The 17,537-nt window shown below is 61.8% G+C and carries 17 protein-coding genes and 1 pseudogene; 12 read left to right on the forward strand and 6 right to left on the reverse strand.

Features of this window, described 5'->3' with window-relative positions:
- From glyA to CAG47_RS26700, 4 genes and pseudogenes are all read right to left on the reverse strand, one after another.
- Nucleotides 1-140: pseudogene (gene glyA / locus CAG47_RS28450) on the reverse strand (serine hydroxymethyltransferase); the annotation flags it as partial.
- A 30-nt stretch (nt 141-170) separates the two neighbouring features.
- Nucleotides 171-554, reverse strand: a complete 384-nt coding sequence (gene gcvH / locus CAG47_RS26690) for a glycine cleavage system protein GcvH (RefSeq protein WP_085729244.1) — start codon at nt 552-554, stop codon at nt 171-173.
- 396 nt (nt 555-950) lie between these two features.
- Complete coding sequence (locus CAG47_RS26695) at nt 951-2,459, reverse strand: sigma-54-dependent transcriptional regulator (protein WP_085729246.1); 1,509 nt, start codon at nt 2,457-2,459, stop codon at nt 951-953.
- Nucleotides 2,460-2,527: 68 nt separating this feature from the next.
- The gene (locus CAG47_RS26700; protein WP_085729248.1) at nt 2,528-3,442 is read right to left on the reverse strand and encodes a LysR family transcriptional regulator; all 915 of its coding nucleotides are present in this window, start codon (nt 3,440-3,442) and stop codon (nt 2,528-2,530) included.
- 152 nt (nt 3,443-3,594) lie between these two features.
- Between CAG47_RS26700 and speB the strand changes: the two genes are divergently transcribed.
- The 5 genes from speB (at nt 3,595) to CAG47_RS26725 (ending at nt 10,486) form a co-directional block, all read left to right on the forward strand.
- Nucleotides 3,595-4,596, forward strand: coding sequence for an agmatinase (speB, locus tag CAG47_RS26705; RefSeq protein ID WP_085729250.1), 1,002 nt, complete (start codon nt 3,595-3,597; stop codon nt 4,594-4,596).
- 67 nt (nt 4,597-4,663) lie between these two features.
- Nucleotides 4,664-6,175, forward strand: a complete 1,512-nt coding sequence (locus tag CAG47_RS26710; protein WP_085729252.1) for an aldehyde dehydrogenase — start codon at nt 4,664-4,666, stop codon at nt 6,173-6,175.
- 375 nt (nt 6,176-6,550) lie between these two features.
- On the forward strand, nt 6,551-8,125 hold the full coding sequence (locus CAG47_RS26715) for a cytosine permease (protein WP_085729254.1): 1,575 nt from the start codon (nt 6,551-6,553) through the stop codon (nt 8,123-8,125).
- Between the two features lie 2 nt (nt 8,126-8,127).
- A complete protein-coding gene (betA, locus tag CAG47_RS26720) occupies nt 8,128-9,816 on the forward strand; it encodes a choline dehydrogenase (protein WP_085729256.1) in 1,689 nt (562 codons plus the stop codon).
- A 211-nt stretch (nt 9,817-10,027) separates the two neighbouring features.
- Nucleotides 10,028-10,486, forward strand: coding sequence for a GNAT family N-acetyltransferase (locus CAG47_RS26725; protein ID WP_085729258.1), 459 nt, complete (start codon nt 10,028-10,030; stop codon nt 10,484-10,486).
- A gap of 13 nt (nt 10,487-10,499) precedes the next feature.
- Here the strand turns inward: CAG47_RS26725 and CAG47_RS26730 are convergent, their stop codons facing one another.
- Nucleotides 10,500-10,805, reverse strand: a complete 306-nt coding sequence (locus CAG47_RS26730) for an NIPSNAP family protein (protein WP_056723739.1) — start codon at nt 10,803-10,805, stop codon at nt 10,500-10,502.
- A gap of 366 nt (nt 10,806-11,171) precedes the next feature.
- Here CAG47_RS26730 and CAG47_RS26735 point away from each other — a divergent pair, with 366 nt between their 5' ends.
- The 4 genes from CAG47_RS26735 to CAG47_RS26750 all read left to right on the forward strand — a co-directional run bounded on the left by CAG47_RS26735 (nt 11,172) and on the right by CAG47_RS26750 (nt 13,467).
- A complete protein-coding gene (locus tag CAG47_RS26735; RefSeq protein ID WP_085729260.1) occupies nt 11,172-11,834 on the forward strand; it encodes an ATPase in 663 nt (220 codons plus the stop codon).
- Nucleotides 11,835-11,900: 66 nt separating this feature from the next.
- Complete coding sequence (locus CAG47_RS26740) at nt 11,901-12,236, forward strand: hypothetical protein (protein ID WP_085729263.1); 336 nt, start codon at nt 11,901-11,903, stop codon at nt 12,234-12,236.
- A gap of 236 nt (nt 12,237-12,472) precedes the next feature.
- The gene (locus CAG47_RS26745; RefSeq protein WP_085729265.1) at nt 12,473-12,865 is read left to right on the forward strand and encodes a DUF1801 domain-containing protein; all 393 of its coding nucleotides are present in this window, start codon (nt 12,473-12,475) and stop codon (nt 12,863-12,865) included.
- A 212-nt stretch (nt 12,866-13,077) separates the two neighbouring features.
- Nucleotides 13,078-13,467, forward strand: a complete 390-nt coding sequence (locus tag CAG47_RS26750) for a cytochrome c family protein (RefSeq protein ID WP_085729267.1) — start codon at nt 13,078-13,080, stop codon at nt 13,465-13,467.
- On the opposite strand, the gene CAG47_RS26755 is transcribed toward CAG47_RS26750, so the two are convergent.
- Nucleotides 13,468-14,328 (reverse strand): LysR substrate-binding domain-containing protein, encoded by an 861-nt coding sequence (locus CAG47_RS26755; protein WP_085729269.1) that lies wholly within the window; start codon nt 14,326-14,328, stop codon nt 13,468-13,470.
- Between the two features lie 134 nt (nt 14,329-14,462).
- Here CAG47_RS26755 and CAG47_RS26760 point away from each other — a divergent pair, with 134 nt between their 5' ends.
- Genes CAG47_RS26760 through CAG47_RS26770 form a run of 3 tightly spaced genes read left to right on the forward strand, consistent with a single transcriptional unit; the run spans nt 14,463 to nt 17,530 of the window.
- Nucleotides 14,463-15,515, forward strand: a complete 1,053-nt coding sequence (locus tag CAG47_RS26760; RefSeq protein ID WP_085729271.1) for an agmatine/peptidylarginine deiminase — start codon at nt 14,463-14,465, stop codon at nt 15,513-15,515.
- Nucleotides 15,516-15,519: 4 nt separating this feature from the next.
- Nucleotides 15,520-16,428, forward strand: coding sequence for an N-carbamoylputrescine amidase (gene aguB / locus CAG47_RS26765; RefSeq protein WP_085729273.1), 909 nt, complete (start codon nt 15,520-15,522; stop codon nt 16,426-16,428).
- Between the two features lies 1 nt (nt 16,429).
- Nucleotides 16,430-17,530, forward strand: a complete 1,101-nt coding sequence (locus tag CAG47_RS26770) for an extracellular solute-binding protein (protein ID WP_085729275.1) — start codon at nt 16,430-16,432, stop codon at nt 17,528-17,530.
- Nucleotides 17,531-17,537: the final 7 nt, after the last annotated feature.

The raw sequence follows: 17,537 nt of genomic DNA on the forward strand, positions 1-17,537 counted from the left end.
TGCGCCTGCATGACGCGCTTGCTGGTGTAGTTCTCCGACGCGATCAGCTCGATGTGATCTTCCTGACGTTGCTCTTCGGCATTCATCGCCGCCAGCAGTTCGTCGTCATAGCCTTTGATCTGGTCGTGCTTGCTGAACATGGTGTGGTCCTTGTGTGGAAGGGTTGGGCTTCAAGCGTCGGCGTGTTCTGCGGTCAGGCGTTCATAGGCGTCTTGATCCAGTAGATCGTTCAGCGCCTCGATGTCGACCGGCTTGAAGCGAAAGAACCAGCCTTCGCCCAAGGGGTCTTCGTTGACCAGTTCCGGGGTGCTCTCCAGCGTCGTGTTGATCTCGACCACTTCGCCGTCCAGGGGCATGCCGATACTGCTGGCGGCCTTCACCGATTCCAGTACCGACACTTCAGCGCCTGCATCGAAGGCGCCCAGTTCAGGCACCTGGACAAACACCACATCCCCCAGCGCCTGCTGGGCAAACGCCGTGATGCCGACGGTGACCAGGCCATTACTCTCAAGGCGCAACCATTCGTGTTCGACGGTGAAACGCAATTCGCTCATATCAACTCCTTATTGTTTTAAGGCTCGTGGCGGGGCGACGAGCGGGGTTGCAGGAGTGATAGCAAGGGTGGTGCCAAGGTTGATTAGTTGTTGTAAATCAATGGTTTGAGATGTGTTTGTGACATTGCTGGCAGTCCGTTTGTATTGAAATCAATACAGATGCACAAGACCCTGGACGCAGGCGCCGTGATTGCTGGCATGGAAGGGGTTTGTATTGAATTCGCTACGCTGTATCGATTGGCAGACAGTGAATTCAGCGACCAGAAACCCCTGTAGGAGCGAGCAAGCTCGCGATTGCGTCGTATCAGTCAACATGAATAGAGACTGATCCACCGCAATCGCGAGCATGCTCGCTCCTACAGGGGGGGCAGGTTGTTGGTGGGTTGTGTTCCAGCGTCAAACCTTGTTGGGAATCCCATACTTGCGCAACCGAATGGCAATCGCGCTATGGGACGTCTGCAAGCGCGCAGCCAGCAACCGACTGGACGGATAACTGCGATACAGCTGTTCCAGCAGGTTCTTCTCAAAGTCGCCAACCGCCTCTTCCAGGCTGCCGACTTCGCCGTCGTTTTGCCGTTCCACGGCGGTGCGGGCGATGTCCAGGTCGTCGATGTCCACCAGCGGATTTTCGCAGATCGCCGCCGCGCGAAAGATCACGTTCTGCAGTTGCCGCACGTTGCCTGGCCAGCGGTTGCCAAGCAGGGCGCTGAAGGTGCTCGGTGCCAAACGGCACGCCGGTCGCTGGATCTGCGCGCAGGCCTGTTGCATGAAGTGATTGGCCATCAGCAGGATGTCGTGGCCGCGCTCGCGCAGCGGCGGCACCTGCAGGTTGAGCACGTTGAGGCGGTAGAACAGGTCTTCGCGAAAACGCCCTTCGGCGACCATTTTTTCCAGGTCGCGGTGGGTCGCGCTGAGCACCCGTACATTGACCCGGACCTCTTTGTCGCCGCCGACCCGACGGAAGCAGCCATCGCTGAGAAAGCGCAGCAACTTGGCTTGCAGATAGGGCGACATTTCCCCCACTTCATCAAGGAACACCGTGCCCTGATCCGCCAGTTCCAGCAGGCCGAGCTTGCCGCCCCGTTGCGCGCCGGTGAAGGCGCCGGGGGCATAGCCGAACAGTTCGCTTTCGGCCAGGCTCTCCGGCAGGGCCGCGCAGTTCAGGGCCAGAAACGGCGCGTCGTGCCGCGGGCTGATGGCATGGCAGGCGCGGGCCACCAGCTCCTTGCCGGTGCCGGTTTCACCCTGGATCAACAGCGGCGCATCAAGGGCCGCCACCCGTTGCGCGCGCGCCTTGAGTGCGCGGATCGGCGGCGATTCGCCAAGCAACGCATCGAAGCCTTCGGCGTGGTCATGGTGCAACGCCGACAGGCGTTCGCCGATGCGATTGGGTGGGTACAGGGTGAGCAGGGCGCCGGCGTCGGTGATCGGCATCGCATCGAGGAGCAAGGTCTGGCCGCCGAGGCTGACCTCGTGCATCGGCAGGCGGAAATGGTGAGCGATCAAGGTGCGCTGCAAATCGGCATCGTCGAACAGCGCGGTCAGCGATTCACCGGCCGGCTCGCGACCGCACAGGGCAATCAGCGCCGGGTTGGCCAGCAGTACATGACCTCGGTCATCCACCGCCAGTACCGGGTCGGAACTGGCGGCCAGCAATGCGTCCAGTTGCAGGCGCCGCCGTTGCCCCGGAAGGATGTCGACCATGTTCACCGCTTGCACACCGCGCACGCCGAAAAGCGCCTCGCGCAACTCCTCCAGCACCTCGGCCCCGAGGGTCGGCGCATCGATGTAGACATTCGGCGGCACCATCTCCACGGCGTCCAGGTTGAAGCTGCGCCCGCCGAGCAGGGCCAGCACTTCCTGGGTGATGCCGACGCGGTCGATGAAGGTGACGTGGATGCGCATGACGGGCCTGCAAGGTTGGCGAACCGAATCAGTATGCCCGGCAAAATTCGAATTTGGCGAGCGTCACTTCACGGCTTGGCGGTTTTACGGGTGCTGGCGGCCAGGTCCTCGAGGAACGCCTGCAGGATCGGCGGCGGTGCCGCGCCGCGCCGGGTGATCACATCGAAGGGTGACTTCAGGCGCAGGCTCGCGGGTGCCAGTTGATGCATCTCGCCGCTCTTGAGCCACTGGCTGGCGAAGTGCTCGGGCAAAAAGCCCACATAGGCGCCGGAGATGATCAGGATGGCCGAAGCCTCGATGTTATCGACGGTGGCGGCCGCCTTGCTGACGCCCAGGTGTTCCAGGTCGTATTGCTGCATGTAGCCGCGCACGACGATCCGTCCGGCCGCGACCTCTTCGAGCAGCTCGGCGCCTTCGGCATGGCTGCCGAACAAGGGGTGGCGGCGGCCGCAATACAGTCCAAGGGCTTCCTGGTAGAGCGGTGATTGCAGCAACCCCGGCAGATGGATCGGGAAGTGCCCGATGGCCAGGTGCAGGCGACCGTCGAGTACCCGTTCTTCGAGTTCCGCCGGGGTGCCGACGTACACGTTCAGGTGCACGTCATGGCCCCGTGAAACGAAGCGCTGGGTGGTGCGCGGAATCGGCGAATCGGGGTCGGTGATCGTGGTGTCGATGATGCCCAGGTTGAGTTTGCCGCTGATGTGCTGCTTGAGCACGTCGGCGTCCATGCAGAAGTTTTCCACCGCCGACAGCAGGCGCTGGGTCGCTTCATGAATCGCCACGCCTTGCTCGGTCAGGCGAAAACCGCTGCGCCCGCGCTGGCAGAGTTTGACCCCGAGCCGGGTTTCCAGGTGGGTCATCTGTTCGCTGATGGTCGACTGCCCGGCGTTGAGCGCCGCCTGCGCGGCCGAGAATCCCCCGCAGCGCACAATCGTGGCAAACACCCTGAGCAGTTTCAGGTCGACATCGTGCAGCTGGATCATCTGGCACCTCCGGCATGTGGATGCATCGGGAATGCCGATATGAGTATCTGATGTTTAGCATTTTTTCCACGAAAACCTGCGCCCATAGTCTCTCCAACGGCGGTCGCCTTGCAGTTCCGCCAAGCCGATAACAAGAAGTGGAGAGGCTAGAAATGTCGAACAACGGTTATGAATCCGGTCGCCTGAACCTGCCATTCGTAGGTCACTGCACCTTTGGCAAATCCCCGGTGTGCACCGATTGGGACGCGCTGGACGCCGACGTCGCGGTGCTCGGCGTGCCCAATGACATGGGCACCCAGTGGCGCTCCGGCGCACGCTTCGGACCTCGCGGGATTCGTGAAGCATCGACGCTGTTTTCCTTCGGCCACGCCGGCGCCTACGACCACGAAGATGACGTGATGTACCTCACCGCATCGGACGTGCGCATGGTCGACGTCGGTGATGCCGACATCGTCCACACCGACATGGACGCCAGCAACAAGAACACCGAATACGCCGTGCGCAAGATCCTCGATGCCGGCGTGATGCCGGTGGTGCTCGGCGGCGATCATTCGGTACACGCTCCGGTGATCAAGGCCTTCGAAGGCCGCGGTCCGATCCACATCATTCACTTCGATGCGCACCTGGATTTCGTCGACGAACGTCACGGTGTTCGCTACGGCCACGGCAACCCGCTGCGCCGCGCCTCGGAAATGAACCACATCGCCGGCATGACCCAGATGGGCATCCGCAACGTGTCATCGTCCAACCGCGACGACTACGAAGCGGCTCACGAAGCTGGCTCGAAAATCCTCTCGGTGCGCGATGTGCGTCGCCTCGGCGTCGAGGGTGTACTGGCGCTGATCCCGCAGAACATCAACTACTACATCACCATCGACATCGACGGTTTCGACCCGTCCATCGCCCCCGGCACCGGCACCCCGAGCCACGGCGGCTTCCTCTACTACGAAGTGCTGGAAATCATCCAGGCCCTGGCCAAGCGCAGCAAGGGCAACATCGTCGGCATGGACCTGGTGGAAGTGGCACCGGTCTACGACCCGACCGGCATGACCTCGATCCTGGCCGCGCAACTGCTGCTCAACAGCATCGGTTTCATCTTCCACGAAAGGGGCAAGGTGCGGGCCGCCGCCGAGAGCGAAGCGACGCTGGCTTAAGAGCCGAGCCTGAACATCGAAACCACATACCCCGGCAGTGCCTGACTGCCGGGCAGAGAGAATAAAAATGGACACGATCGTCAAAAGCTACCTGCAAAAATTCGGCGTCAGCGAGGCCACCCAGACCTTCCTCGGCAAGGTCCAGAAGATGTTCATCGGTGGCGCCTGGGTCGACTCCGGCAACGGCGAAACCTCCGATGTCATCGAGCCCTCGACCGAAGGCCTGATCACCCGTATTCCCATGGGCACCACCGACGACTTGGACCGCGCGGTGCAAGCCGCCCGCGCCCAGTTCGATGGCGGCGCCTGGCGTCAGGCCAAGCCGGCCGAACGCGAACGCCTGATGCAACGCCTGGCCGACCTGATCGAACAGAACGCCGCTGAACTGGCGGAAATCGAATCCATCGACATGGGCAAATCGGTCGCCTTCGCCAGGGACGTGGACATCCAGGGCACCGTCGATACCCTGCGTTACTTCGCCGGCTGGGCCACCAAGCTGCACGGTCGTACCGTCGAACCCTCGCTGCCGGGCAACTACCTGGCCTATACCCGCAAGGAAGCGGTAGGCGTGGTCGGCGCCATCGTGCCGTGGAACTTCCCGCTGCAAACCATGGCCTGGAAGCTCGGCGCGGCGCTGGCGACCGGTTGCACGGTGGTGGTCAAGCCTGCCGAACTGACTTCCTTGTCGGCGCTGCGTTTCGCCGAGCTGGTGCAGGAAGCGGGTATCCCTGACGGCGTGATCAACATCGTCACCGGGCGCGGTAGCGTGGTCGGTGCGGCCATGGCTACCCACCCCGGCATCGACAAACTGACCTTCACCGGATCGACCCCGGTCGGCCAGACTGTCGGCCGCGCTGCGCTGGATGACATGAAGCGCCTGACCCTCGAACTCGGTGGCAAATCACCGGTCATCGTCTGCGCCGACGCCGACATCCCGGCCGCCGCCCAAGCGGTCGCCAACGGTGTGTTTTTCAACTCCGGACAGGTATGCGACGCCGGTACACGGGCCTATATTCATAGCAGCGTCTACGACGAATTCCTGCGTGAACTGATCGCCTACACACGCACCCTGAAAATGGCCCCGGGCCTGGACCCGGACTGCTTCATCGGCCCGCTGGTCTCGGCCCTGCAAAAGCAGCGCGTGACCGAGTACATCGAAACCGGCAAGGCCGAAGGCGCCGAACTGGTCTACGGCGGCCAACCGGTCGATGGGCCGGGCTTTTTCGTCGAGCCGACCATCTTCGCCCACTGCCGCAACGACATGCGCATTGTCCAGGAAGAGATCTTCGGCCCGGTGCTGGTCACCGCACCCTTCGACGATGAAGAAGACGCACTGGCCCTGGCCAACGACTCGCCTTACGGACTGGCGGCGGCGCTCTATTCCAACGACCTGGGCAAGGTGCACAGCCTGATTCCACGCTTGAAAGCAGGCTCGGTCTACGTCAACGCCCACGGCACCCTCGACCCGTCGATGCCGTTCGGTGGCTACAAACAGTCCGGATTCGGCAAGGACCTGGGCGCCGAGCAGCTCGACTACCTGCTCGAAACCAAGGCGGTGTGGATCACGCTGCCGGGCTGACACGCCCCCTGTAGGAGCGAGCATGCTCGCGATGGTCGTTAACGATTACGCATGCTTGCTGGTTAAACGCGGTGGTTTTGAGTCCTTCGCGAGCATGCTCGCTCCTACAGTCCGGTACGGTTTCAGTAAAAACGCCAGGTAGGCACGAGTGAACTCAATCCTTGTAGGAGCGAGCATGCTCGCGACAGCGGTGGGTCAGGCACACAGATGTCGAATGTGCAGCCCCCATCGCGAGCATGCTCGCTCCTACAGGTTCAGCGCCATTTTCACCATCGGCGCCATTGACAATCAGGAACGGCAAGGAGGCTTCCGGGAGTCGTTCACCCGAAAGAATGCGGTTATCTCGTCATGATCTTCCAACAATAAGAGTCCATCATGAACACTAACGCCAAGTCCGCCCCGAGCGTGTCCAGCCTCGACGAAAAATCCGTCGTCGAGGGGCATTCGATTGACTTCATCCCCGAGAACGAGCGCACCGACAAACTGTCGAGCCAGGGCCCGTTCTGGTTCCTCGGCAATTTCACCTTCTTCACCATGACCATCGGCTTCGTCGGCCCGAGCGTCGGCCTGACCGCGCTGTGGACCACGCTCGCCGGCACGCTGGGCATCATGTTCGGCACGCTGTTCATGGCGTTCCACGGTTCGCAAGGCCCGCACCTTGGCCTGCCGCAGATGATCCAGTCCCGTGCCCAGTTCGGTTATCGCGGGGTGATCCTGGTGCTGTTGGCGACGCTGTTCGTGTTCGCCGGCTTCAACATCGTCAACCTGGTGCTGATGATGCAGGGGTTGCACACGCTGTTCGGCTTCAGCCCCACGGTGATCGCGGTGGCGGTGACCATTCCGGCGGCGGTGCTGGCGATCCTCGGTCACGACTGGATGCACCGTGCCTTCAAATGGGCGTTGTACCTGTCGTTGCCGCTGTACGGCGTGGTGACGCTCGCGGTGTTGATGGGCTGGGTGCCGGATGCGGTGCTGCCGGCACTCGCGGAAGGCGAAGTGGCCCGGGAGCCCCTGGGTTTCAACTGGACCGGTTTCATCGCGCAGTTCGCGGCGGCGGCCAGCTATAACATCGCGTATGCCCCGTACGTGTCGGACTATTCGCGCTACCTGCCGAAAAACACCTCCAGCGGCAAGTTGATCGCGGTGGTGTTCCTCGGAGCGTCGCTGTCCGGTGCGTGGATGATTTCCGTGGGTGGCTGGCTGGCCGATCACCTGCATTCCACTGACGTGCTGGTGGCCCTCGGGCAAGTCGGCAATACCGTGTCGCCGTTGATGGGCACGGCGGTGGTCGTCGTCACCATCCTGGCGTTCCTGCCGGTGATCGCGATGAACATCTACAGCGCCAAGCTGACCACGCTGACCTGCGTCGATTCGATCAAGCACATCGAGCCAACGCGCAAGGCGCGCATCCTGGCCATCGGCTTCGTGATCCTGCTGCAACTGGGCGTGGCCCTGAGCATCCAGAGTTCCGGCAAAGGCCTGTCGGTGCTGGGGATCTACCTGGTGGTGATGCTGTACTTCCTGGTGCCCTGGACCTCGGTCAACCTCACGGACTACTTCTTCGTGCGCAAGGGCCGCTACGCCATCCCGCACTTCTTCATGCCCCACGGCAACATCTATGGCAACTGGGGGCTGCGGGGTATCGCCGCCTATGCCATCGGTTTTATCTCGATGATCCCGTTCTTCTACATCTTCGACGGCGTTGAACAGCGCGAGGTGTATGTCGGCCCGCTCGCCAAGGCACTGGGCAGCATCGACATCGCCTGGCTGGTCGGGCTGATCGTGTCGGGTGTGGCGTACTACTGGCTGAGCCGCTCGATCGATCTGAAACGCGAAGAAACGGTGATCCAGCAGATCGAGAAAAACTCCCCGCAATACACCACCGGCGACTCGCTGACCCACAAACAGCAGCCAGTGCCGGTATTCACTGAATCGACGGTCGGGAGATGACCATGGCTACGCAAAAATACGACTACATCATCATTGGCGCAGGCTCGGCAGGTTGTGTGTTGGCCAACCGCCTGAGCGAAGACCCGGCCACCTCGGTACTGGTCCTGGAATTCGGCGGCAGTGACAAGAGCGTAGTGATCCAGATGCCCAGCGCATTCTCGATCCCGATGAACACCAAGAAGTACAACTGGCGCTACGAGACCGAGCCTGAACCCTTCCTCAACGGCCGGCGCATTCACTGCCCACGGGGCAAGGTGCTGGGCGGCTCGTCGTCGATCAATGGTCTGGTGTACATCCGCGGCCACGCGCTGGACTTCGACGAGTGGGAATCCCTGGGTGCCGAAGGCTGGGGCTATCGCAACTGCCTGCCGTACTTCAAGCGCGCCGAGAGCTATGAGTCGGGTGGCGACAGCTATCGCGGACAGACCGGTCCGCTGCACACCACCAACGGCAACCACATGAAAAACCCGCTGTACGGTGCCTGGGTCGAAGCCGGTGCCGAAGCGGGCTACATCAAGACCGAAGACTGCAACGGCTACATGCAGGAAGGTTTCGGTGCCATGCACATGACCGTGAAGAATGGCGTGCGCTGCTCCACGGCCAACGCCTATCTGCGCCCGGCCATGGGCCGTCCGAACCTGACGGTGATCACCCACGCGATGACCCGCCAGGTCATCCTCGAAGGCAAGCGTGCGGTGGGGGTGATGTATGACCACGGTGGTCAGACCCACCAGGTGTATTGCAACCGTGAAGTGCTGATCTCGTCCGGGCCGATCGGTTCGCCGCACCTGCTGCAACGCTCGGGCATCGGCCCGGCGGACGTGTTGCGCAAGGCCGGGATCGGCGTGCGCCATGACCTGCCGGGGGTAGGGGAGAACCTGCAGGATCACGCCGAGGTGTACATCCAGTTCGGCTGCAAGGAACCGGTGACCCTCAACAGCAAGATGGATCCATTGAGCAAGCTGATGATCGGTCTGCGCTGGCTGCTGTTCAAGGATGGCCTGGGGGCCACCAACCACTTCGAGGCCGGTGGCTTCATCCGCTCCGAGAAGGGCCTGCGCTGGCCGGACATCCAGTTCCACTTTTTGCCGGCAGCGATGCGCTACGACGGCAACAAGCCGATCAAGGGCCACGGTTTCATGGTGCTCACCGGGCCGAACAAGCCGAAAAGCCGTGGTTACGTGCGCGTACGCTCGGCCGATCCGTACGAGCATCCGGAGATTCGCTTCAACTACCTGGAGCGTGAAGAGGACCGCGAAGGCTTCCGCCGTTGCATTCGCCTGACCCGCGAAATCATCGGCCAGAAAGCCATGGACCGCTTCCGCGACGGCGAAATCGCCCCGGGCGCGCAGGTGACCAGCGATGAAGACCTCGACGCCTTCGTGCGTGACAACCTGGAAAGCACCTACCATCCGTGCGGTTCGTGCCGCATGGGCGAAGACGACATGGCGGTGGTCGATTCCCAATTGCGCGTGCGCGGCATCGCCGGTCTGCGGGTGATCGACTCATCGGTGTTCCCGACCGAGCCGAACGGCAACCTCAATGCACCGACCATCATGCTCGCCGAGCGGGCGTCCGATCTGGTGCGTGGGGTGAAGATGTTGCCGTCAGCGGATGTGCCGGTGGGGTTGGTGGAGGGCTGGGAGAGCAGCCAGCGTACTTCGTTGCCTGGACGCAACGTGCGCGTCTGACCGCAATCCGCAATCAATGTGGAAATCCCCCTGTAGGAGCGAGCAAGCTCGCGATGGCGGTCTGTCAGTCAACTTCACTGTTGAGTCTGATGGCCTCATCGCGAGCATGCTCGCTCCTACAGGGGGACGGTGGTGCTTTCAGAATTTTTTCGTCGCGGGTCCTTCGCCATTGCTAGTCTGTAATTCCTTGAGACCGCAATGGAGCACCCTCATGCCTGTCCAGGCCCTGCGCGCCGACGCCTCGCATATCGACCAGATCGCCCCTTTGTTCGACGCCTACCGGATGTTCTACGAGCAGCCGTCGAACCTGGCACAATCGCGCGCCTTTATCGCCGAACGCATCGCCCGGGACGAATCGGTGATTTTTCTTGCCCGGGACAGCGATGGCGAAAACCTCGGCTTCGTCCAGCTGTTCCCGACCTTTTCTTCCATCGACGCCCACCGCACCTGGCTGCTGGGTGACCTGTTCACCACGCCCGCCGCCCGGGGCAAAGGCGTCGGGACGCTGCTGATGAACACCGCCCGGGATTTTGCGAAGCTGGCCGGTGGCAAAGGCATGACCCTGGAAACCGCCACCGACAACTTCACAGCCCAGCGCCTGTATGAATCCCTTGGCTGGGTGCGCGACCCCGGTTACTACACCTACTGCCTGGATCTGAGAAAAGACTGATTCAGCGATCCTGTCAGCCAAACACCGGCCGCATGAATGAACGCTCGTAGCTGAGGATGAATTTCTTCTCCTCGGCGTACTTGAATGCCGCGATGCACTCTGGATCGTTCATCGACTGCTGCCGGTAATGCTCGTACGCCGCCAGGCTCGGGAAGGTGAACAGCGCCAGGGCGATGTTGTTGGCGCCCTCCGAAGGCAAGAAGTAGCCATGGTGCTGGCCACCGAATTTCTCGACCAGTGGAATCCACAGTTTGCCGTAGTGCTCGAAGGCTTCGAGTTGGTAGGGGTCGAGTACGTACTTCAGGTAGCAGGTCACCATTGTTTCTCTCCTTGATAAAGCGTTTGATTATCCGCAGGTTGCAGCAGTTTACTTAAAATCTCGACCTGGTCTTGGGGGATGTTCCCAGAACCCCTGTAGGAGCGGGTGCCCGCTTGCGGCATGCTCGCGATGGACGTCAACGATGACGCTGGATGCCTGACACCCCGCGGTGTTCAATCGTGCATCGCGAGCATGCTCGCTCCTACAGGGGGGAAGGCGCATCCATCGATGTTGACCCGCCTGCGGGAAGCCCGCCGCCACACTATTGGTTCAGTCGATAGTCACCATCAAGAATCGCAAGTTCTGTTTTTTGCGCAAAGGCGGAAAATTGCCTGCATTGAACACGCTGCTCAAGGAACCTGCGCGATGAAAATCTTGACCCGACTGGCTGTGATTGCCTTGCTTCTGGGCAGTGTCGCATCCACCGCATCGGCCTACGCCGAGGATGCGCGCGCCTGTCATCTGCCGCCCATCTCGGGAAGCCAGGGCGGATTGCACTACGGTCAAACGGTCGGGGTGCTCTACAGCGAAAACACCGTGGAAAACCTGCAATACCTTGAGCAATACCACTCGGTGGCCGTGAATGGCGCGAAAAACGCACTGGATGCGCGGATTCGCCAGGCCTTCGTCGACAGCTCCGATCCGCAACTGGCCATCGACTGGCTGATGAGTTCGCTGCACAAGACGTTTCTGTCGGTGACGGTCTACGACAACCTCGATGCCCTGGTACAGGCCCATCCCGATGTCGTGGTGATGCTCGATACCCACAACCAGTTGCTGACCCAGCGCAACGACCGTGTCGAGGCGCGTTTCGCCGCGCGGTTCTACGACGCCAACCTGCAATACATCGGCAAGGCCGAAGGCGCGGTGGAAAAACAACTGCCGTCGGTGTGGGTGCATGACAAGGCCGCAGCCGAAATTGCCGCGCAAATAGAACGGCAGCGCGACCTGCAACTGACCGCGCTGAAACAGTTCGATGCGTCGTTGAAGACACTGGTATCCGCCGGATTGACCGCAGCCACCCCTTGACAAGCCCGGCGCCCATTGAGCGGCGGGCAAGACAATTCACCATAGATTGCTTTCAGGACCTGATGCATGCGTACTTTTTTTGCCCCGACCCTGGCCTTCGCCTCGCTGCTGGCCGGTTGTGCCACGCCGAATAATCCGACGCTGACCTTGCAGACCAGCAAATCGCCCGAGGAGTACACCCATTGCGTGGTGCCGAAGTTGCAGCACGACGCATTGGTGACCACGGTGTCGCAGACCCAGCGCAGCTACCGGATCGTCGTCCCGAGCAAAGTGGCGGCGGACGACGTACTGGAAACCTACAAGGCCTCCAATGGCGGCAAGGTGTTCCTGTACGAGCGCAAGCTGCTGGCCTCGGCGTTCGTGCCGTCGACGTTCGAGCGTGCGGCGCAGGAATGTTTGTAAGCTTTATTTCAGGCAAAAAAAAGCCACCGGGAGAGGCAGCGGAAAGTTAAAGCACGCATTGGATGGCTTGAGTATGGCACCTGTTTCATGACGATTCGATGACAGTTGGCAAGAGCAGGTACTGAAGCCGGTCTGCCGTGACCAGTTGTGCTGCCGTCAGTCCGCTGCGATTAAAAAACCTCGAACACCGTCTACCCTCATCGGTCACAACCCTCATGAAGAAGGTGGAGACGGGCATGCAAGCGGACAAGGTTGAATCAAACGACGCCTCGGCACTGATCGACGAGCGAATCCGGGAGCTGGCCGACTGGCGCGGCGAAACCCTGGCCCGCATTCGCAAAATCATCCGGCAAGCCGACCCGCAAGTGATCGAAGAGTGGAAGTGGCGCGTGCCGGTGTGGTCCCATGCCGGCATCCTCTGCACCGGCGAGATCTACAAGCAAGTGGTGAAGTTGACCTTCGCCAAGGGCGCTTCGCTGGACGATCCAGCGAAGCTGTTCAACTCAAGCCTTGAAGGGAACACTCGGCGCGCCATCGATATTCGCGAGGGCGAGCAGATCGATGAAACCGCGCTGACGGCGTTGATTCAGGCGGCTATTGAGCTCAATACCTCTCGCACCAAAAAATAAGCCAGTACACAGCCCCCTGTAGGAGCGAGCATGCTCGCGATGGTCGATAACGATAACGCGGGGAACCTGATGCCCCTCGGTGTAGCGTCCACCATCGCGAGCATGCCGCAAGCGGGCACCCGCTCCTACAAGGGGCGGTCCCCACCTGAGCGTTTTGGATATCCTCGGCTGTCATGTTCCAATAGCGAGCATTCGCAGACTGGAAACGGCACATGAAGAACATCGCAGCACTGTCCCTCGCCCTGGCGCTCAGCGTTGGCCTGTTCAGCACATCCGCCCTGGCTGCGGGCGATGCACAGGCCGGAGAGAAAGTTTTCAAACGCCTCTGCAGCGGTTGCCACCAGATCGGCGAATCGGCTCGCGCCTTCTTTGGCCCGCAACTCAATGGCGTGATCGGTCGCCCATCCGCGGTCACCACGGACTACGTGTATTCCGATGCGATGAAATCCGCCAACCTGATCTGGGACCGCGAAACCCTGATCGCCTACCTCGAAGCACCCAAGACAGTCGTCCCCGGTACCCGCATGATTTTCTGGGGCCTCAGCGACCCGGAAAAGATCGAAGACCTGTTGGCCTATCTGCAAACTTTTCCGGCGCAGTAATCACTCGCTGGCCAGGTTGTCGACCAGCCATTCGGTAAAGGCCCGCGCCATCGGGATGTTCTCGCTGTCGCGGTGGGTCAGCAGTGCCCAGTTAGGGCCACGAATGGTTTGCTCCACCATCGGCTGCAACAGCCCGGTGGCCCGCGCCTGCCGACTCAGCAACTGGCTCACCAGCGCAATGCCGAGCCCGGTGCAGGCGGCGTCGAGCAGCAAACCCGGATCGGAAAAATTAAGCCCCTGATCCATCTGCCCCACATCGATTCCCGATTCCACCGCCCAGTGGCTCCAGTCCATCTCCCGCTCGCCATGCAGGGTGGTGCGCTGTTGCGCCGGTACGGCCAGCAGGCTTGGGTGGCACGCCGGGTAGAGGCGGTCGGCGTGCAGCACCTTGAAGCTGCATTCGGCCTGGGAGCTGATGTCGTCGCGCACCGCCAGATCGATGGTCTGGCTGGCCATGTCCGGCACTTCATCGGTGCTGAAAATCCACAGGTCCACCTGCGGGTGCTGGCGCCGGAAATCCCCCAGGCGCGGCAACAACCAGTGCCGGGCGAACGCCGGGGTGGTGTTGAGCACCAGTTGATTGGGCTTCTGGTACTGCCCCAACCGGCGTATGCCCACCGCCAATTGCTGCAACAACGCCTGGGTGGTGCTGAGCAAGTCATGGCCCGCATCGGTCAGGCTGACGCTTCGCCCGCTGCGATAGAACAGGGGTTGCTCCAGGTACGCCTCCAGGCTGCGGATCTGTTGGCTGATCGCCGACTGGGTGAGGTGCAGCTCTTCGGCAGCCTTGTGGAAACTGCCCAGTCGGGCGGCGGCTTCGAAGCCGCGCAGGGTACCCAGTGGCGGCCAGTGTTTGAGCATATCGATAAGTTCCTCTAATCAGTTGTCTGCAAAATCCATCGTTTGTTTGCCCGTTTTACCAGCCGTAGCATGCATGCCAAGACCGCCAAGGCCGTTTTCATTGAACACAATGACTTAATTCAGAGGTGCTTGTCATGCAACAGAACGAAATTCAAGACAGTGGTTGGATGATGCCGGCCGAGTGGGTCACCCACGCCGCCACCTGGATGGTCTGGCCGCACAACAAGACCCTATGGGAGTCAGGCTGGCGGGTGACCCTGCCACAGGTTCAAGAGGACTTCGCCCGGGTCGCCAACGCCATCGCCCGTTTCGAGCGGGTGAAACTGGTGGTCGATCCTTCAGCCGTCGCCAGCGCCAAGGCGCTGTGCGGGCCGAACATCGAGTTGATCGAACTGGCGGTCAACGACAGCTGGTGCCGTGATTCCGGCCCGAGCTTCGTTTGCCACCCGCAGCAAGGCCTGGCCGGTGTCAGTTGGCGCTTCAATGCCTGGGGTGGCAAGTCGGCCCACGATCTGGACGAAAGCCTGGCCCGCCGTGCGCTCAATCATCTGGGCCTGGAGTGTTTCGGCACGGCGCTGAGCAACGAGGGCGGCGCGATTCATGTGGACGGCGAGGGCACGCTGATCACCACCGAGTCGGTGTTGCTCAACCCCAACCGCAATCCGGGGGTGACCAAGGCCGAGATCGAAGAGATCTTCACCCGCCTGCTGGGCGTGAAGAAAACCATCTGGCTGCCGGGCGATCCGGACTACGTCACCGGCGACATGACCGACGGCCACGTCGACGGCGTATGCGCCTTTGCCCGTCCCGGCGTGTTGCTGGTGGACGCCACCCATGACAAGCAATCGGTGTACGCCGAAGTGGCCCGGGAGAACCGCCGCGCCCTGGAGCTGGCCACCGATGCCAGGGGCCGCAGGTTCGAGCTGATCGAACTCTATGAAGCCAGCGATGCGGTGGACACCGAGGCCGAAGTGTTCTGCGCCTCCTACACCAATTTCTACATCGCCAACGGCGCGATCATCATGCCGGCTTATGGCATCGATGCCGATAACGTCGCTGCCGAAGTGCTGGCGCAGGCATTCCCCGGACGCGAAATAGTGCCGGTGCGAATCAACCATCTGGCCCATGGCGGCGGCGGTGTGCACTGCATCACCCAGCAACAGCCAGCCTGGCCGGTGCGGGGTTGAAGCCATGACCTTACTCACTATCGCCGCCACCCAGATGCCCTGCACCTGGGACCTGAATCACAACCTCGACCAGGCCGAGCAATTGGTCCGCGAAGCGGCGGCCAAGGGCGCGCAGGTGATCCTGTTGCAGGAGCTGTTCGCCACGCCGTACTTCTGCATCGAACAGCACCACAAACACCTGGCGCTGGCCGAGGAATATGGCGACAGCCACGTGCTCAAGCGCTTCGCCGCCTTGGCTAAGGAACTCGGCGTGGTGCTGCCGCTGAGCTGGTACGAGAAAGCCGGTAACGCCTACTTCAATTCGTTGAGCGTGGCCGACGCCGACGGTCGCCTGTCGGGTGTGTACCGCAAGACCCACATCCCCAACGCCATCGGCTATCAGGAGAAGGAATACTTCAGCCCCGGCGACAGCGGTTTCCGGGTCTGGGACACCGCGTTCGGGCGCATCGGCGTGGGCATCTGCTGGGACCAATGGTTCCCGGAAACCGCGCGTTGCCTGGCCTTGATGGGCGCCGAAGTGCTGCTATTCCCGACCGCCATCGGCTCGGAGCCCGGTTGCGCCACGCTCGATTCCCGCGATCACTGGCAGATGACCATGCGCGGCCACGCCGCCGCCAACCTGCTGCCGGTGGTCGCATCAAACCGCGTCGGCCGGGAAGCGGCGACCACCGACCCGACCCTGCAAATGAGCTTCTACGGCTCGTCGTTCATCTGCAACCACAAGGGCAAATTGCTCGCCGAAGCCGACCGCGACAGCACCGGCGTACTGGTGCACAGCCTGGACCTGGCGGCGATGCGCGAAGACCGTCTGACCTGGGGCATCTACCGCGACCGCCGTCCGGACATGTACGGCGCCTTGCTGACCCAGGACGGTCGGCAGATCCACTCACACTGGGCAACCCAAGGGGTGTGACATGAATACGATCAACACGCTGTGCCTGGCCATGGGGCTTGCGCTGGGCTGCGCGGTGCCGGCGTTGCACGCCGAGGAGAAAACCCTGCGGCTGTACAACTGGGCCGATTATTTTGCCGAGGACACCCTCAGCAAGTTCACCGCTGAAACCGGGATCAAGGTGATCTACGACGTCATGGACGGCAGCGAAACCCTGGAAGCGAAAATGCTCGCCGGTGGCAGTGGCTACGACCTGATCTTCCCCGGCGACACCGTGGCCGAACGCCTGATGCGCGCCGGCAGCCTGCAACCGCTGGATCAGTCGAAAATCACTGCGCTGGCCGACGTCGAGCCCGGCTTGCAGAAGCTGCGCTCGCACTATGAGCATTCAAGCAAAGCCACGGTCCCGTACACCTGGGGCACCATCGGCCTGACCTACAATGCCGAGCAGATTGCCCAGCGTGCGCCGGATGCGCCGGTCAACAGCCTGGACATGCTGTTCAAGCCGGAACTGGCGGCGAAGTTTGCCGACTGTGGCATCTCGATGATCGACTCGCCGGACGAAGTGCTGGCGGTGGTGCTCAACTACCTCGGCCGCGATCCGCGCAGCGCCAAACCGGCGGACCTGGCGGCGGCCAGCGAGTTGCTGATGAAGGCACGGCCGTACATCCGCAAGTTCCAGTCGCAACCGGTGACCGATCTGGTCAACGGCAACCTGTGCATGTCCCTCGGTTACAGCGGCGACATGACCCAGGCGCAGCGCACGTCCGACAGCGCCGGCAAGAAAACCACCTTCCACTACCGCATTCCCCGCGAAGGCACCACGGTGTGGATGGACACCATGGCCATTCCCGTCGACGCCCAGCACCCGGAATACGCCTACGCTTTCATCAACTTCGTCATGCGTCCGCAAAACATGGCGGCCATCAGCAACTTCACCGGCTATCCGACCTCCAACGCCAAGGCGCGGCCGGACGTCGATGCGGCGATGCGCAACAACCCGGACATCTACCTCGATGAAGCCACCTACGCGCGGCTGATTCCCGGCAAGGACATTCCCCAGGCCGACATGCGGGCACGCATGCGCACCTGGACCAAGTTCAAGACCGCTACCGTCAAATGATCACCGG

Origin of the sequence: Pseudomonas sp. R37(2017), from assembly GCF_002113375.1 — a bacterium.
Lineage (GTDB): Bacteria > Pseudomonadota > Gammaproteobacteria > Pseudomonadales > Pseudomonadaceae > Aquipseudomonas.

Coding starts and splice junctions, on each gene's coding strand:
- CAG47_RS26710 (WP_085729252.1), top strand. CDS start 4,664: ATGGACACGATCGTCAAAAGCTACCTGCAAAAATTCGGCGTCAGCGAG.
- CAG47_RS26730 (WP_056723739.1), bottom strand. CDS start 10,805: ATGGTGACCTGCTACCTGAAGTACGTACTCGACCCCTACCAACTCGAA.
- gcvH (WP_085729244.1), bottom strand. CDS start 554: ATGAGCGAATTGCGTTTCACCGTCGAACACGAATGGTTGCGCCTTGAG.
- aguB (WP_085729273.1), top strand. CDS start 15,520: ATGACCTTACTCACTATCGCCGCCACCCAGATGCCCTGCACCTGGGAC.
- CAG47_RS26745 (WP_085729265.1), top strand. CDS start 12,473: ATGCAAGCGGACAAGGTTGAATCAAACGACGCCTCGGCACTGATCGAC.
- CAG47_RS26755 (WP_085729269.1), bottom strand. CDS start 14,328: ATGCTCAAACACTGGCCGCCACTGGGTACCCTGCGCGGCTTCGAAGCC.
- CAG47_RS26695 (WP_085729246.1), bottom strand. CDS start 2,459: ATGCGCATCCACGTCACCTTCATCGACCGCGTCGGCATCACCCAGGAA.
- CAG47_RS26760 (WP_085729271.1), top strand. CDS start 14,463: ATGCAACAGAACGAAATTCAAGACAGTGGTTGGATGATGCCGGCCGAG.
- CAG47_RS26700 (WP_085729248.1), bottom strand. CDS start 3,442: ATGATCCAGCTGCACGATGTCGACCTGAAACTGCTCAGGGTGTTTGCC.
- CAG47_RS26715 (WP_085729254.1), top strand. CDS start 6,551: ATGAACACTAACGCCAAGTCCGCCCCGAGCGTGTCCAGCCTCGACGAA.
- CAG47_RS26725 (WP_085729258.1), top strand. CDS start 10,028: ATGCCTGTCCAGGCCCTGCGCGCCGACGCCTCGCATATCGACCAGATC.
- speB (WP_085729250.1), top strand. CDS start 3,595: ATGTCGAACAACGGTTATGAATCCGGTCGCCTGAACCTGCCATTCGTA.
- CAG47_RS26735 (WP_085729260.1), top strand. CDS start 11,172: ATGAAAATCTTGACCCGACTGGCTGTGATTGCCTTGCTTCTGGGCAGT.
- CAG47_RS26770 (WP_085729275.1), top strand. CDS start 16,430: ATGAATACGATCAACACGCTGTGCCTGGCCATGGGGCTTGCGCTGGGC.
- CAG47_RS26750 (WP_085729267.1), top strand. CDS start 13,078: ATGAAGAACATCGCAGCACTGTCCCTCGCCCTGGCGCTCAGCGTTGGC.
- betA (WP_085729256.1), top strand. CDS start 8,128: ATGGCTACGCAAAAATACGACTACATCATCATTGGCGCAGGCTCGGCA.
- CAG47_RS26740 (WP_085729263.1), top strand. CDS start 11,901: ATGCGTACTTTTTTTGCCCCGACCCTGGCCTTCGCCTCGCTGCTGGCC.